The organism is Bacillus sp. FF-1 (assembly GCF_028548245.1).
Taxonomy (GTDB): domain Bacteria; phylum Bacillota; class Bacilli; order Bacillales; family Bacillaceae_G; genus Bacillus_A; species Bacillus_A paranthracis.
Genome location: NZ_JAQQGG010000005.1, coordinates 148249 through 163170, shown reverse-complemented (window position 1 = coordinate 163170; position 14922 = coordinate 148249). Strand labels below are relative to the sequence as shown.

Genomic DNA, 14922 nt, shown 5'->3' with positions numbered 1-14922 from the left:
TAGCTGTGTAGTCCGCAAATAGCATGATAAAAACACCTAGTATGAGTTATTGGTTCATACTAGGTGTTTTTTGTAGAAATTTTATAAATTGATGACTAGTAAGTGGTTTACTGAAATAGTAACCTTGCATATATTTACAGTTGTTCTTTTGTAGAAACTTAAGTTGTTTTTCTGTTTCAATTCCTTCAGCAACGACAGATAGGTTTAACGTATTTGCAAGGGAAAGGATAGTGGACACGATGGCTCTCTCTTCAGGTCGATGATCAGCTAGTTGTGTAAATTCTCTCGGTACTTTTAATGTATCGATAGGGAAAATAGATAAATAAGCGAGAGAAGAATAGCCGGTGCCGAAGTCATCAATGGACGTTTGAATACCATATTCCTTTAATTGTTTTAGCTTGGATAACGTTTCCTTTTCATCGATCATTGCAATTCGTTCTGTTAATTCAAGTGTTACATCTTTTGGATCGACTTTAACGTCTGTTATTATTTGTAAAATGTTCTCGATTAAATTATTTTGCTGGAACTCTTTAGCTGATAAGTTAACACTTATTTTTAAATCTTTGTAGCCAAAAGTATGCCATATTTTTAGCTGACGACAAGATTCATTTAATACCCAATGACCAAGTGGAATGACTTGAGGAGTCTCCTCTACAATTGGAATGAACTCACATGGCGGAATGTCACCTAGGAGTGGGTGTTTCCAGCGTAGTAATGCTTCAGCACCAATAATCTTTTTCGTAGTAATATCAATTTGTGGTTGATAGACGAGATAAAATTCTTCGTTTACTAAAGCGAGTGGTAAATCTTTTTCAATTCGGGCTTTTCGTTCCGTTTTTTTATACAATTCTTTCGTGTACAGAGAGCTACCATTTTTTCCTTTATTTTTTGCTTCGTACATGGCCATATCAGCATGTTGTAAAATTGATAACGGATCTTCACCTGCTTCAGGATATATTGCAATCCCGATGCTCGGTGAGATTTGTAAATGTTGATTTTCAATTTCGAATGGTTCGTTCATGGCTGCTACAATTGTATCAGCTATTTTTTTTACGTCTGGCCTCTTTTTATAATTTTCGATAAGGATTGTGAACTCATCTCCAGCTAATCGGGCAAGCTTCATATTTGGTGTCGCTATACTTTCGAGTCTTTTTGCTACTGCAATTAATAGAAGGTCTCCTACCCTATGACCGAGGGTATCGTTAATAACTTTAAAGCGATCTAGGTCAAGAAACATAACAGCAAAAGGCATTTTTGATATTTTGGATCGCGCAATTGCTTGTTCTACATATTGATGAAATGCACGTCGATTTGCAAGCTCTGTTAGTGTATCATGATATGCTAAAAAATTAATTTGTTCTTGTTGTTGTTTGCTTTCCGTAATATCTTTAATCATTAAATAAACTCCGGAAATATGATCCTTTAAAAAGATAGGAACAGCTGTCACATGCAAGTAGTAAATATCTCTATTTTTATGATATGCCCGTATTTCTAAAGAAATAGATTTCCCCTTTTTTACGCGATGAAAGGCATTAATGATTTCTTCCAAATCTTCTTCATACGTAAGTGAATAGTAGGGCTGATTTAATAATTCATTCGTTTGATAACCGAGTAAAGTCGTACCAGCGTTATTCACGTTAAGAAAATTACCGTATAAATCTAATGTGAAGATTGGATCTGGATGATGCTCGTATAAAGATTTAAACATTTGTTGGTTATGATACAGTTCATTTTTTTGTTCTACTAAATCTTCTGTACGCAGTTCAATTTGTTTTTCGAGTTCTGAGTTGAATTGCATTTGGGCTAATAATAATATTTTATTTTGTTTTCGAACTAAACTATGGCGTATGAGAACGAAGGAGAAAGTTATCATAAGCCCAATTACTACAATAGGCGCGAAAACATATTCGACTAATATGAAAACAATAAGCATTACGACAGAAATATAAGGTAATGATAATCTGATCGCTTCCCCAAATTTAGGTGTTAATAGCACTTGTTCTTGTTTTTCAGGTTCTTTTGTATGAATAATACATGCGATTGCTACTAGTACTAAAGTTACTTGATAAAGAGGAGTAACTGTAAACATAGAATACTCGGGTATGAAGTATTTGATATAAGCATAAATCGCATCTGTAGTAGCATATAAAAGTAAAGCACTGCCAAGAAGTGCGCCAACCTTTTTGGATAATAAAGATAAAGGCTTGAATAACAGATTAATTCCTATGAGGAAAAAGAGTAAATCGGTCATTGGATAAGTAAGTTGAACAAATATGTCGATATAGGATGTTGAAGAAATGTGAATGGTTCTTTCAATAAGTAAGTAGTAACTTAAAGTGAATTGTGCTGTAACAATAATACAAATATCACATATCATAAAAAGCTTTTCTAATAAATCTCGGTTATAAATGATTTCATATAGAAAGGCGAATGCAAAGCTAATTAAAAAAAGTAAATAAAAAAAGTCGGACGGATCAACGAATGTATAGTAGTCCTTTAAAATTAAACGTTGATAGGCAACGACGATATCCCCGATGAAATAAGAGAGAGTTCCAACGCATAATATCGTCCAAAATAAACGAGGTAACCCTTCTTTCATATTTGAAAAATAAAGTATATAACTACAAGCGATAATATCAATGAATAAAGTACTCATTCCAATTAATATTTGAAAGGGAAATGAGTATTCATATAGAAAAGGCATTGCCACGTAATGAATTACTATAGATAGCAATGTAATGCTTATAAGAATACTTACATGTGTTTGTTTTTTCATCTATCTCACCCACGGTATATACATATAAATTCCTCTTTTGTATTTTTTATAGTTTCTTAAAAAACATATATAACCTATATACTTATTTTGCGCAAGTATAGCAAGTTATAAAAACAGATTTTAATAATTCTCGTTTCTGTCCCCAACATATCGACATAGGAATTTGAAGTTTGCTATAATGATTAAAATAGTTGCATTATTTAGAAAAATTTAAAAATAATAATTACTGCAACTAGGACATATTGTTTACTAAGTGAACTTGTTCTTAATTTAGGGGGGAGGGTTTCACAATGGCAAGTGTATATGAAAATAGTTATATGATCGTTTTGATTTTCTTGCTATTAGGCATATTGCTGCCGGTAGTGGCTCTTACATTAGGAAGGATGCTGCGCCCAAATAAACCAAGTGCAGCGAAAGCGACGACGTATGAGAGCGGGATTGAGCCTTTTCATGATGCGAATATTCGGTTTCATGCTCGTTATTATATTTTTGCTTTATTGTTTGTCATCTTTGATGTAGAAACTTTATTTTTATATCCATGGGCTGTTGCATATGACAACCTCGGTTTATTTGCACTGATTGAAATGCTCATCTTTGTTGTAATGTTGCTAGTTGGATTAGCGTATGCTTGGAAAAAGAAGGTGTTACAATGGTTATAAATTTTGAGGAATTACATCCAAATGAGCGAGCGGAATTAGAACGAAATATCTTTTTTTCTACATTGGAACAGTTGAAAGGATGGGCGAGAAGTAATTCTTTATGGCCGATGACATTCGGACTGGCATGCTGTGCAATTGAAATGATGGGAGTAGGTTCATCACATTATGATTTAGATCGATTTGGGTCATTTTTTCGGACTTCACCAAGGCAATCGGACGTTATGATTGTGTCGGGAACGGTAACGAAGAAGATGGCTCCTATTGTTCGGCGCTTATATGACCAAATGCCTGAACCGAAATGGGTTATTGCAATGGGATCTTGTGCGACAGCAGGTGGTCCATATGTAAATTCGTACGCTGTTGTGAAAGGTGTAGATCAAATTGTGCCAGTTGACGTGTATATCCCTGGTTGCCCACCAAATCCTGCAGCTTTAATTTATGGAATTAATAAATTAAAAGAAAAAATTCGTTACGAAGCAAAGACTGGAAAGCAGGTGACGAATAAATGAGTGATCCTAACAAAGACTTAGAGGATTTAAAAAGAGAAGCGGCTAGGCGTGCGAAAGAAGAGGCGAGAAAGCGCCTTGTTGCGAAACATGGTGTGGAAATAAGTAAACTTGAGGAAGAAAATCGCGAAAAAGAGAAAGCGCTACCAAAAAATGACGATATGACTATAGAAGAAGCAAAACGACGTGCAGCCGCGGCGGCAAAAGTAAAAGCAGCGGCGTTAGCGAAACAGAAAAGAGAAGGAATAGAAGAAGTAACGGAAGAGGAAAAGGCCAAAGCGAAGACGAAGGCGGCAGCCGCGGCAAAAGCGAAAGCAGCGGCGTTAGCAAAGCAAAAAAGAGAAGGAACAGAAGAAGTGACGGAAGAGGAAAAGGCCAAAGCAAAGGCGAAGGCAGCAGCGGCTGCAAAAGCAAAAGCAGCGGCGTTAGCGAAACAAAAAAGAGAAGGAACAGAAGAAGTGACGGAAGAAGAAAAGGCCAAAGCAAAGGCGAAGGCAGCAGCGGCTGCAAAAGCGAAAGCGGCGGCGTTAGCGAAACAGAAAAGAGAAGGAATAGAAGAAGTAACGGAAGAGGAAAAGGCCAAAGCGAAGACGAAGGCAGCAGCGGCTGCAAAAGCGAAAGCGGCGGCGTTAGCGAAACAAAAAAGAGAAGGAACAGAAGAAGAAAAGGCAAAAGCAAAGGCGAAGGCAGCAGCAGCCGCAAAAGCGAAAGCAGCGGCGTTAGCGAAGCAAAAAAGAGAAGGAACAGAAGAAGTGACGGAAGAAGAAAAGGCCAAGGCGAAAGCGAAGGCAGTCGCCGCCGCGAAAGCAAAAGCAGCGGCGTTAGCGAAGCAGAAAGCATCGCAAGGTGATGGGGATTCGGGGGATGAAAAGGCGAAGGCAATTGCAGCAGCGAAGGCAAAAGCGGCAGCGGCTGTAAGGGCGAAGATGAAGGGTGCTGAAGGTAAGAAGGAAGAAGAGACGAAGCAGGAAGAGCCATCTGTGAATCAACCGTATTTAAATCAGTATGTTGAAGTTATTAAGGGAAAAGTAGGAGAGGATGCTTTAGTAGATTGCTACATTAATAAACTTTCCAAAGATGTACCAACTCTTGTAGTGGAGCCCTCAAAATATTATGAAGTAATGGAGTTACTGCGATTCCATGAGGGACTTGCATTTGATTATATGTCAGAGCTACATGCGACGGATTTTATGACACATATGGAAGTGTATGTTCATTTATTTTCATATGGAAAGAAACAGTCAGTAGCGGTGAAGGTGAAGTTGGATAGGGAAGCACCGCAAGTGGAATCGGTGACAGCGCTTTGGAAAGGGGCAGATTGGCCAGAGCGGGAAGCGTATGATTTGCTTGGTATCGTATTTAAGGGGCATCCGAATTTATCACGTATTTTAATGCCTGATGATTGGGTAGGGCACCCGCTTAGGAAAGATTATGAACCGTATGATGTGGAGGTGTAGCTAAATGATCCGTACGGAAGAAATGCTTTTGAATGTAGGTCCTCAGCATCCGAGTACGCACGGTGTGTTCAGGCTCGTTATTAAAATTGACGGGGAAATTATTAAAGAAGCTACACCGGTTATTGGATATTTGCATCGCGGGACCGAAAAGATTGCAGAGAGCTTACAGTATACGCAAATTATCCCTTATACAGATCGGATGGATTATTTATCGGCTATGACGAATAATTACGTCATTTGCCATGCTGTAGAGACGATGATGGGGCTTGAAATCCCGGAGCGTGCCGAATACTTGCGAGTACTTGCAATGGAGCTTGGAAGGATTGCGAGCCACCTCGTTTGGTGGGGGACAAATCTTCTTGATATAGGAGCGGTTAGCCCGTTTTTGTACGCGTTTCGTGAACGAGAGATGATTATAAATTTATTAAACGAATTATGCGGTGCCCGGCTTACTTTTAACTATATGAGAGTCGGCGGTGTAAAGTGGGATGCACCGGATGGTTGGATTGAAAAAGTGGAAGAATTTGTTCCGTATATGAGAGAACAATTGGCAGGGTATCATGATCTTGTTAGCGGCAATGAGATTTTCTTAAATCGTGTAAAAGGCGTTGGTATATATAGCGCGGAGGAAGCGATTTCGTATTCTTTAAGCGGAGCGAATTTGCGGTGCACCGGAGTAAACTGGGATCTTCGCAAGGATGAACCGTACTCCATTTACGACCGTTTTGATTTCGATATTCCTGTTGGGAGCGTGGGGGATGCTTGGGATCGCTACGTTTGCCGCATGAAGGAAATTGAGGAGTCGTTAAAAATTGTCGAGCAAGCAGTCCAGCAGTTCCCGAAAGAAGGAGCAGTACTTGCGAAAGTACCGAAAATTATTAAGGCTCCTAAAGGGGAAGCATTCGTCCGTATAGAGTCGCCGCGAGGAGAGATTGGTTGCTATATTGCTAGTGACGGAAAGAAAGAGCCGTACCGCTTGAAGTTTCGCAGGCCGTCTTTTTACAATTTGCAAATTTTACCGAAGTTATTGAAAGGCGAAAACATCGCCAATTTAATTACGATTTTAGGTGGAGTGGATATTGTACTTGGGGAGGTTGATGGCTAATGATTGAAACGCTCTTACAATCACCTTCTAGCTGGACGAATTTCTTCATTTTTTTCGGATTAGCGGTGCTCCTATTATTTGCAGTCCTTGGCTTCGTTACATATGGTATTTTGGCAGAACGGAAAGTGATGGGTTTTATGCAAGGGCGGATTGGGCCAAACCAAGTCGGGGGCCGGTTTGGTCTGTTGCAAACGGTAGCCGATGTTTTAAAACTATTATTGAAAGAAGATAGTATTCCGAAGGCGGCAGATAAACCGTTGTTTATATTAGCACCTGTCATTGCGTTCGCACCAGCATTTATGGTGCTTGCAGTCATCCCATTTACTGATAAATTTCAGTTCGCGGATATTGGCGTAGGCTTACTGTATTACATTGCTGTTTCTGGTATTACGACGATTGGTGTCGTAACCGGAGGATGGGCATCGAATAATAAATATTCCCTTTTAGGAGGGATGCGTGCAGCGGCGCAAATGATTTCTTATGAAATTCCGCTCGTAATGAGTGTAATTGGGATCGTTTTGTTAGCTGGTAGCTTAAATTTAAATGAAATCGTAGCAGCACAGGAAAATGTTTGGTACATTTTCGTGCAACCAATCGGTTTCATCGTATTTTTAATCGCAGCAGTAGCAGAGTTAAATAGGACGCCGTTTGATTTACCAGAAGCTGAGTCGGAGCTTGTTTCTGGATATCATACGGAATACTCAGGGTTTCGCTGGGCGTTCTTTATGCTTTCAGAGTACGTATATTTCTTCGGGATGGCATCTTTAATTACAGTGCTCTTTTTAGGCGGATGGAATCCAGTTATGTTCCTTGGATTTATCCCAGGTGCCGTATGGTTTGCTTTAAAGTTTAGCAGTGTAGTTTTTCTATTAATTTGGTTCCGCGTTACGTTTCCGCGTATAAGAGGTGATCAGTTAATGGAGTTTGGCTGGAAAGTATTATTGCCAATTGCACTTGCAAATATTTTCTTAACGGCATTGATTAAGGAGTTATTCTTCTAATCTATGAAGGGGGTGCCAGTAAGAGATGAAAGGGCTATTTAAAGGATTAAAATATACATTAAGCAATTTGAGTAAAAAGAAAGTGACGTATGATTATCCGAATCAACCGTTGCCATTGCCAGATCGTTTTCGAGGGATTCAAAAGTTTTATCCAGAAAAGTGTATCGTTTGTAACCAGTGCTCCAATATTTGTCCGACAGACTGTATTCAGTTAACGGGGAAAAAACATCCGGATCCTACGAAAAAAGGAAAAATTATTGACACGTACGATATTAATTTTGAAATTTGTATTCTTTGTGATTTATGTACAGAAGTTTGTCCGACAGAGGCGATTGTTATGACAAATAACTTTGAACTCGCGGAATATTCACGGGATGACTTATTTAAAAATTTGCAGTGGCTTGATGAAAACGACGAAAACGTTAGGAAGGAGAATAAAGCATGAATGGCGAGTTTATAGCATTCTTTATACTATCCTTGTCTGCAATTATCGGCGGCGTTCTTATGTTGAACTTAACGAAGGTCATGCATATGATGCTAGCTCTCGTTCTAACATTTCTCAGCATTGCAGGTTTGTACTTTCTTTTATCAGCTGAATTTATCGGGGTTGCACAAATTTTACTTTACTCGGGTGCGATCACAATTATTATGATTTTTGGCATTATGTTAACGAAACATAACGCGGAAAATGAATCGCGTCTTACTCTTCGAAAATGGATTATCTTCTTTGCGGTTGTAGCATTTGGGGCAGTTATGTATTTCGCTGTTAACAATATTGATTTCGCAAATGAAAGCACACAAGGAAGTTTACCTCTCCATGAAAAAAACACACTTCAAATCGGTACGCTTCTCTATTCAAAATATATCATTCCATTTGAGTTAACCTCAGTTATTTTACTTGTAGCACTTGTTGGCGCAATTATTCTTGCGAAGAAGGATGAGAAAGAGGAGGATTCCAATGAGTAGCGTTCCTGCTTCTGCGTATTTAACGCTTGCGATTATTTTATTTTGCATCGGTTTGTTTGGAGCTTTAACGAAGCGCAATACAGTGATTGTATTAGTTTGTATTGAATTAATGCTGAACGCAGCCAATTTAAACTTAGTAGCGTTTAGTAAATTAGGTTTGTTCCCAAATGTAACAGGGCAAATTTTCTCTCTGTTTACGATGGCTGTAGCAGCAGCGGAGGCGGCGGTAGGACTCGCCATTTTAATTGCTTTATATCGTAATCGTACGACAGTTCATGTAGATGAAATGGATACGCTCAAAGGATAACATTGTGACCGAAAAGGGGGAAGGAAACAATGATCGATTATGCATGGCTCATACCGCTTTTCCCGCTTGTTTCGTTTTTGTTATTAATTATATTCGGGAAGAAAATTAGAGAAGGAAGCAGTGTACTTAGTATTTTCTTCGTCTTTCTCTCCTTTATATGTGCGGTACTTGTATTAATAGAAAGATTTACGACAGTACCAGTGAAGCATAAGTGGGTATGGCTTAGAGCTGGAGATATTGATATATCATTTGGCTTTGAAGTGACAGCATTAGGGGCTTTAATGTTGTTTATCGTTACACTTGTGAGTTTACTTGTACACGTGTATTCGAAAGGTTATATGAAAGGTGAGGAAAGATTACCAACCTTTTATGCCTATTTAGGACTCTTTACATTTGCGATGCTCGGGCTTGTTATATCACCGAATTTATTACAGCTTTATATATTTTGGGAGTTAGTCGGCCTTGGTTCGTTCTTACTCATCGGTTTTTATTTCTTTAAAGAAGAAGCGAAGGCTGCTGCGAAAAAAGCTTTTATTATGACACGTATTGGCGATGTCGGTTTATTTATTGGGATGATCTTAATTTTCTGGCATGCAGGTAGTTTTGAATATGACGCAATTTTTAGAGCGATTCATACGGGTGATCTGACTCCGACAATGATTACAATAACGGCGATATTAATTTTTATCGGGGCGATGGGGAAATCAGGTCAGTTCCCGCTTCATACGTGGTTACCGGATGCGATGGAAGGGCCGACGCCTGTTTCGGCACTTATTCATGCGGCGACGATGGTAGCAGCTGGCGTATATTTAGTGGCAACGATGTTTCCGCTATTTTCAGCAAGTGCGGTGGCGATGCAGACGGTAGCAATTGTTGGCGCCTTTACTGCAATCTTTGCAGCTTCCATCGGTCTTGTACAAACGGATATAAAGAGAGTACTTGCTTATTCTACAGTTAGCCAGCTCGGGTATATGATGCTTGCATTAGGATCTGCCGGTTATGTAGCTGGTGTGTTCCATTTAACGACACACGCTTTTTTTAAAGCGTTGCTATTTTTGGCGGCAGGAAGTGTCATTCATGCCGTGCATACGCAAAACATTAATAAAATGGGCGGTTTACAGAAGAAGATGAAAGTAACAGGTGCCTTATTTTTAATCGGTACTCTTGCAATTAGTGGTGTGCCACTCCTTTCCGGTTTCTTTAGTAAAGATGAAATTTTAGCGGCAGCTTGGATGAACGGCAATTATGTTTTATTCGTCTTAGCGATAATTGCAGCATTCCTAACAGCGTTCTACATGTTCCGCCTATACTTTCTTGTCTTTACTGGGGAAGCGAAGACGAAGGAAGATGTGCATGAATCGCCCCGCATCATGACGTATCCGATGATTGTCCTTGGCGTTCTTGCAGTCGTGGCAGGTTATATAAATACACCGTGGTTTGGAACGTTTCTCGGGGATTGGCTTACGAAAGATGTAGCATTTAAAGTGCGAGAGGCACACGGACCAGTTTGGATTATGATTGTTGCGACGCTCGTTTCTTTGACAGGGATTGCTCTTGCATATTTCATATATGGCAAGAAATCTATTGCTAGAGATTGGGCTGGTGGCGAGGACTCGCCTCTTTATAAACTTTTGAAAGAAAAATATTATGTGGATGAACTATACAATATGACGGTGCTTCCTATTACGAAAGGAATCGCTCATGTGCTTCGCCTATTTGAAGTGTATGTAGTCGAAGGAATTGCCGTTTTAATAGGGAGTTTAGTGAAAGGGATAAGTGCAATTGGCTCTAGACTCCAAAACGGAAATGTACAAGTGTACGGGACTGTAACAGCTGTTTCACTTGCAGTACTCTTCATTATTTTGCTCTATACGGGAGGGGATTTACGATGAATGATTTGTTATTAACGTTCTTCATTTTTTCCCCGCTTTTAGGAATTCTCTTACTTACATTAACACCGAAAAAAGAATCACGTACAGTGCGAGCGCTCGGTTTATTTGGAACGGTGCTTCCATTCGGAATGGCTATCGTCCTCGCTTGTACATATGCTTCTGGAAAGAGTTTGTCTCTATTTGATGAAAAAGTGAAATGGATTACATTTGGGGATTTTGCAGCGGTGGATAAAAGGTGGTTTTCCATTTATTACGAACTTGGTATTGATGGTTTATCGCTCGTTATGATGGTACTGACGGCCCTTCTAGCGATGCTTGCAGCAATTGCGGCATTTACGATTAAAAGGAATTTGAAAGCATTTTATATGCTGTTACTCATGTTAGAAATAGGGATGCTCGGTGTCTTCGCTGCTCAAAATTTAATGTTGTTCTTTATCTTCTTTGAAATTACATTGCCACCGATGTTTTTATTAATTGGGAAGTGGGGGAAATTGTCGAGTGAAAAGGCTGCTTATAGTTATTTAATATATAACGGTATTGGCTCCGCTATTTTGCTTATCGTTTTCTCGGTTTTATTTGCGAAAACAGGTACAACCAATATTACAGAGCTTAAAGAAATATTAACGAGTGTAGGTGCTGGCGGAGGAATGGCTGTCCCAAATAGCTTACAGTTCGGCTTGTTTCTTAGTATAATGATCGCTTTTGCGATTAAACTACCCGTTTTCCCGTTACATCGCTGGATGGTCAATGTACATATTGAAGCACATCCGGCTGTCGTTATGCTTCATGCAGGTGTTTTACTGAAGATTGGAGCATACGGTATAATCCGCTTCGGACAGGGACTATTTCCGGAATACTTTCGCGAGTTTGCAACGCTCATTGCGATTTTAGGAGTTATCAATTTATTGTACGGAGCCTTCTTAGCGCTCATTCAAACAGACTTTCGGAAGGTGCTTGCTTATTCTAGTATTTCGCATATGGGTATTGTATTAATGGGCCTTGGGGCGTTAAATGCACCAGGTACACAAGGCGCTTTATTCCAAGTTGTTTCGCACGGTTTAATTGCAGCTTTACTCTTTTTCTTACTTGGTGTTATAGAACAGCGCTTTGGAACATCAAATATTACAGCGCTTGGCGGACTTGCAAAAAGTGTACCAGTACTTAGCGGTTTCTTCTTAGCGGGAGGAATGGCATCGCTTGGATTGCCGGGAATGTCTGGATTTGTTAGCGAGTTTCTTGCCTTTCTCGGTTTATTCCAAGGGGAGCCAGTTATTGCTGCGGCCGGAGTACTTGGCATCATTTTAACTGCTGTATACGTATTAAGAGCAACCCTTCAAGTAACATTTGGTAAGAAAGAGTGGGAAGCGAAAGCTGATATACACGGATGGGAGTATGTCCCGATTTTACTACTTATCTTCTGCATTATTGCAATTGGAGTAATGCCAGAAATACTAGGGGATCCGCTTCAAAATACATTGAAAACATTGGGGGTGAAGTAGGGTGGATATGAATACGTTACTTAGCTTATCATGGTATCTCATGGTGCCAGAATTCATCATTCTCGGGGCTGCCATCCTTCTTTCCATATGTGATTTGTTTTTTAAGCTGAACCATAGGTATGTAGCGCTTGGTGCAATCGCAGCTATCGTATTAGCGATCGTATCATTAATTATGCTATACGGTGAACCAGCGGGAGATATTTTAAATGGCTCGTTTGTGTTAGATGGGTTTTCAAAAGGATTTAAAACGTTGTTATTAGGCGGAGCGGCCCTCATTTTGTGCACCGCAATGAGCGATGATAAGAAAAATCCAATTGAAGATAAGGGAGAGTATTATTACTTATTTTTAATGGCGCTTCTTGGGGCGATGTTTATGGCTTCTAGCGTTGATTTCGTTACACTTTTCGTCGGTTTAGAATTGCTTTCACTTTCTTCCTACATTTTAGTAGGAATACGAAAACAGAACCGTGCATCAAATGAGGCGGCCATGAAATATGTCATTAATGGAGGAATTGGAACGGCAATTACACTCTTTGGAATGAGTTACTTATACGGCATTACAGGGTCAACTAATATCGTGGATATGCAAAAAGTATTTGCCGGGGAACTGGCTGGTGGTATTCAGTTATTGCTAGCTCTCGCATTCCTACTCTTACTCGTTGGGCTCTCATTCAAAATTGCGACAGTGCCGTTTCATATGTGGGCGCCTGATGTGTATGAGGGAGCGGCTACACCTGTTACTGCTTTTCTTGGAACGATTTCTAAAATTGCTGGGTTCTTACTCATTATGCGTCTGTTCCTCATGGTTTTTGCAAGTGTATCGGTGCAAGGAGACATGCAATCTTTATACGGACGTATGAGCATATACATCGCTGTGCTAGCTAGTATTACGATGATTATTGGAAATGTAGTCGCATTAAAGCAATATAACGTAAAACGCTTATTTGCTTATTCAGGAATCGCGCATGCAGGATATTTACTCGTACCGCTTGTAGCATTATCGCCATTTACGATGGATAGCATGTGGTTTTACATGCTTGCGTATATGCTTATGAATATAGGCGCGTTTGCAATTATCCACGCCTTAATCTTACAAAGCGACAAAGAAAATATCACCATTTTCACCGGATTATATAAAAGATCGCCATTTACAGCAATCGTGATGACGATTTTTATTTTATCGCTAGCGGGGATACCAGGAACAGCTGGTTTCATTGGGAAAATTAACATCTTTTTAGGGGCCCTTCATGTAGAGCCAGCTCATTACGTACTAGCTTCTATTATGATGGGGACGACAGTCATTTCATTCGTATATTATTTCCGTATTTTACAGCAAATGTTTTTCCGTACGGGAGAAGTAGAAGAGAAAATTCGGTTGCCACTCAATATAAAGGTTGTGATGAGCCTTTGCGCAATTTCGATTGTAATACTAGGGATTATGCCGATGATTGGATACAATTTCTTTTATGAATATTTTCCATTAATGAAAGATTTCTTCTTCTTAGGGAACGTGGTACAATAGTGAAAATAAAAGGTGTGGAGTCGTTACTCTGCGCTTTTTATTTTGTGTGAATTACAATTGAAAATGCATATAAGTATACGCTTTTAAAGAGAAAAATTACGATGTAACATGTAAGATGCTTATTTGTATTTGAAAAAGTGTGGCTTCTACTTATTATGGTATCGTTTTTATAAGATTTCGTAAGTAGTAGCTAGGTAAAAAGGGGTCGGTTTTTTGGCACATCTTTTAGGGCAACAAGCACTGATTGCCATTGTTTCGCATTTATTGTTTATTACCATTACGTGGTGGGCCTTACAAGGTATTCACATTGAGCGTTTAATGAAGCCTGGAAAGGTGATGCAGACGAGAGTATTACTCATCTTAATTACAATTGCAATTGGGACATCTGTAAGTAACTTTTTCCTTGATTATTTAGGCTATTCAAAGAGTTTAACGTATTTAGTAAAGTAAGTGTATAGAACCTCAAATCTCCGTTAACAATGGGGATAGGAGGGGATGAAATTGAAGCTTAAAGCCATTCTTATTGTTGCACTTAGTGTTGTTTTATTTTTGGTTGGATATAGAGAGATGAAACCGATAAGCGATGAACAGAAGATGGAGAACATGATCGCAGCTGTAGAGAAAAATGATGCTAAAGTAGAGAAATGGTCATGGTTAGCACGAGAAACAAAAACAATTTCTAATATACATACGTTTCAAAAGTTGTTAAACGATGTGAAGGATAAGGCGAATATTCAAAAGTGGGAATTAGAGCAATCTCCAGATGGATATAAAGCTACATCCTATAAAAAATTTTCTTCCTATGAAGAACGAGTAGTAGTAACTTGGAGTAAGGAAAATACTAAAGAAAACACTTTCATTATCTTTGAAGTAAGCGGGGCAAAATGGGACCCGAAGTATATTCAGAAAACGAATAAAATTTTTAGTGAAAAACCTATAATTTACACTTGTGTTCAAGGTGTACTGAATGATAAGATTGAAGGTGTTTTGCAAAATAAAACCAATCAGGTTTTGAAAGATCTTTCAGCAAGAGCGATCGAACAGATAGAAGAAAGAGCATTTGTGTCAGTCTCCGCATACAATAAAAAGTGGGATGACGCTCTTTCAACAAATAGAGAGAAAATAAATGTGCAAATAGCAATACGTTCTACAGACAACAAAGATACAATTGTGGTTGGCACACCGATCATAACTTCTGAGTATTGAGTGAATAGATACTGAAAAAAGGACAC

General features: G+C 39.1%; 14 protein-coding genes. 13 read left to right on the top strand and 1 reads right to left on the bottom strand.

Annotation, left to right across the window (positions count from 1 at the left end; translation table 11 throughout):
• Window positions 1-46: 46 nt before the first annotated feature.
• On the bottom strand, window positions 47-2776 hold the full coding sequence (locus tag PQF83_RS18220) for a putative bifunctional diguanylate cyclase/phosphodiesterase (protein WP_000744988.1): 2730 nt from the start codon (window positions 2774-2776) through the stop codon (window positions 47-49).
• 290 nt (window positions 2777-3066) lie between these two features.
• On the opposite strand from PQF83_RS18220, the gene nuoA reads away from it, so the two are divergent.
• From nuoA to PQF83_RS18155, 13 genes are all read left to right on the top strand, one after another.
• Window positions 3067-3435: an NADH-quinone oxidoreductase subunit NuoA gene (nuoA, locus tag PQF83_RS18215; RefSeq protein WP_000179275.1), complete on the top strand. Its 369-nt coding sequence runs from the start codon at window positions 3067-3069 to the stop codon at window positions 3433-3435.
• Window positions 3426-3944 (top strand): NADH-quinone oxidoreductase subunit NuoB, encoded by a 519-nt coding sequence (nuoB, locus tag PQF83_RS18210; protein ID WP_000236331.1) that lies wholly within the window; start codon window positions 3426-3428, stop codon window positions 3942-3944. Before nuoA ends, nuoB begins: the two co-directional genes overlap by 10 nt.
• Window positions 3941-5398: an NADH-quinone oxidoreductase subunit C gene (locus PQF83_RS18205; protein ID WP_001283210.1), complete on the top strand. Its 1458-nt coding sequence runs from the start codon at window positions 3941-3943 to the stop codon at window positions 5396-5398. Before nuoB ends, PQF83_RS18205 begins: the two co-directional genes overlap by 4 nt.
• A gap of 4 nt (window positions 5399-5402) precedes the next feature.
• A complete protein-coding gene (gene nuoD / locus PQF83_RS18200) occupies window positions 5403-6503 on the top strand; it encodes an NADH-quinone oxidoreductase subunit NuoD (protein WP_000621432.1) in 1101 nt (366 codons plus the stop codon).
• On the top strand, window positions 6503-7504 hold the full coding sequence (nuoH, locus tag PQF83_RS18195) for an NADH-quinone oxidoreductase subunit NuoH (RefSeq protein WP_000573429.1): 1002 nt from the start codon (window positions 6503-6505) through the stop codon (window positions 7502-7504). Before nuoD ends, nuoH begins: the two co-directional genes overlap by 1 nt.
• Window positions 7505-7529: 25 nt before the next feature.
• Window positions 7530-7949: an NADH-quinone oxidoreductase subunit NuoI gene (gene nuoI, locus PQF83_RS18190; protein ID WP_000677191.1), complete on the top strand. Its 420-nt coding sequence runs from the start codon at window positions 7530-7532 to the stop codon at window positions 7947-7949.
• Complete coding sequence (locus tag PQF83_RS18185; RefSeq protein WP_001012803.1) at window positions 7946-8470, top strand: NADH-quinone oxidoreductase subunit J; 525 nt, start codon at window positions 7946-7948, stop codon at window positions 8468-8470. The genes nuoI and PQF83_RS18185 overlap by 4 nt, the downstream gene beginning before the upstream one ends.
• The gene (gene nuoK / locus PQF83_RS18180) at window positions 8463-8777 is read left to right on the top strand and encodes an NADH-quinone oxidoreductase subunit NuoK (protein WP_000100082.1); all 315 of its coding nucleotides are present in this window, start codon (window positions 8463-8465) and stop codon (window positions 8775-8777) included. Before PQF83_RS18185 ends, nuoK begins: the two co-directional genes overlap by 8 nt.
• 29 nt (window positions 8778-8806) lie before the next feature.
• Window positions 8807-10669, top strand: a complete 1863-nt coding sequence (gene nuoL, locus PQF83_RS18175; protein ID WP_000568201.1) for an NADH-quinone oxidoreductase subunit L — start codon at window positions 8807-8809, stop codon at window positions 10667-10669.
• Window positions 10666-12168 carry an NADH-quinone oxidoreductase subunit M gene (locus PQF83_RS18170; protein ID WP_000998918.1) on the top strand — a complete coding sequence of 501 codons (1503 nt, stop codon included), beginning with the start codon at window positions 10666-10668 and terminating at the stop codon, window positions 12166-12168. Before nuoL ends, PQF83_RS18170 begins: the two co-directional genes overlap by 4 nt.
• Window positions 12169-12175: 7 nt before the next feature.
• Window positions 12176-13690: an NADH-quinone oxidoreductase subunit NuoN gene (gene nuoN / locus PQF83_RS18165; protein WP_002163458.1), complete on the top strand. Its 1515-nt coding sequence runs from the start codon at window positions 12176-12178 to the stop codon at window positions 13688-13690.
• A 213-nt stretch (window positions 13691-13903) separates the two neighbouring features.
• Window positions 13904-14140, top strand: a complete 237-nt coding sequence (locus tag PQF83_RS18160) for a DUF1146 family protein (protein WP_000940742.1) — start codon at window positions 13904-13906, stop codon at window positions 14138-14140.
• Between the two features lie 51 nt (window positions 14141-14191).
• Window positions 14192-14896: a YwmB family TATA-box binding protein gene (locus PQF83_RS18155; RefSeq protein ID WP_000767902.1), complete on the top strand. Its 705-nt coding sequence runs from the start codon at window positions 14192-14194 to the stop codon at window positions 14894-14896.
• Window positions 14897-14922 lie beyond the last annotated feature (26 nt).

Coding starts and splice junctions, on each gene's coding strand:
- PQF83_RS18220 (WP_000744988.1), bottom strand. CDS start 2,776: ATGAAAAAACAAACACATGTAAGTATTCTTATAAGCATTACATTGCTA.
- nuoA (WP_000179275.1), top strand. CDS start 3,067: ATGGCAAGTGTATATGAAAATAGTTATATGATCGTTTTGATTTTCTTG.
- nuoB (WP_000236331.1), top strand. CDS start 3,426: ATGGTTATAAATTTTGAGGAATTACATCCAAATGAGCGAGCGGAATTA.
- PQF83_RS18205 (WP_001283210.1), top strand. CDS start 3,941: ATGAGTGATCCTAACAAAGACTTAGAGGATTTAAAAAGAGAAGCGGCT.
- nuoD (WP_000621432.1), top strand. CDS start 5,403: ATGATCCGTACGGAAGAAATGCTTTTGAATGTAGGTCCTCAGCATCCG.
- nuoH (WP_000573429.1), top strand. CDS start 6,503: ATGATTGAAACGCTCTTACAATCACCTTCTAGCTGGACGAATTTCTTC.
- nuoI (WP_000677191.1), top strand. CDS start 7,530: ATGAAAGGGCTATTTAAAGGATTAAAATATACATTAAGCAATTTGAGT.
- PQF83_RS18185 (WP_001012803.1), top strand. CDS start 7,946: ATGAATGGCGAGTTTATAGCATTCTTTATACTATCCTTGTCTGCAATT.
- nuoK (WP_000100082.1), top strand. CDS start 8,463: ATGAGTAGCGTTCCTGCTTCTGCGTATTTAACGCTTGCGATTATTTTA.
- nuoL (WP_000568201.1), top strand. CDS start 8,807: ATGATCGATTATGCATGGCTCATACCGCTTTTCCCGCTTGTTTCGTTT.
- PQF83_RS18170 (WP_000998918.1), top strand. CDS start 10,666: ATGAATGATTTGTTATTAACGTTCTTCATTTTTTCCCCGCTTTTAGGA.
- nuoN (WP_002163458.1), top strand. CDS start 12,176: ATGAATACGTTACTTAGCTTATCATGGTATCTCATGGTGCCAGAATTC.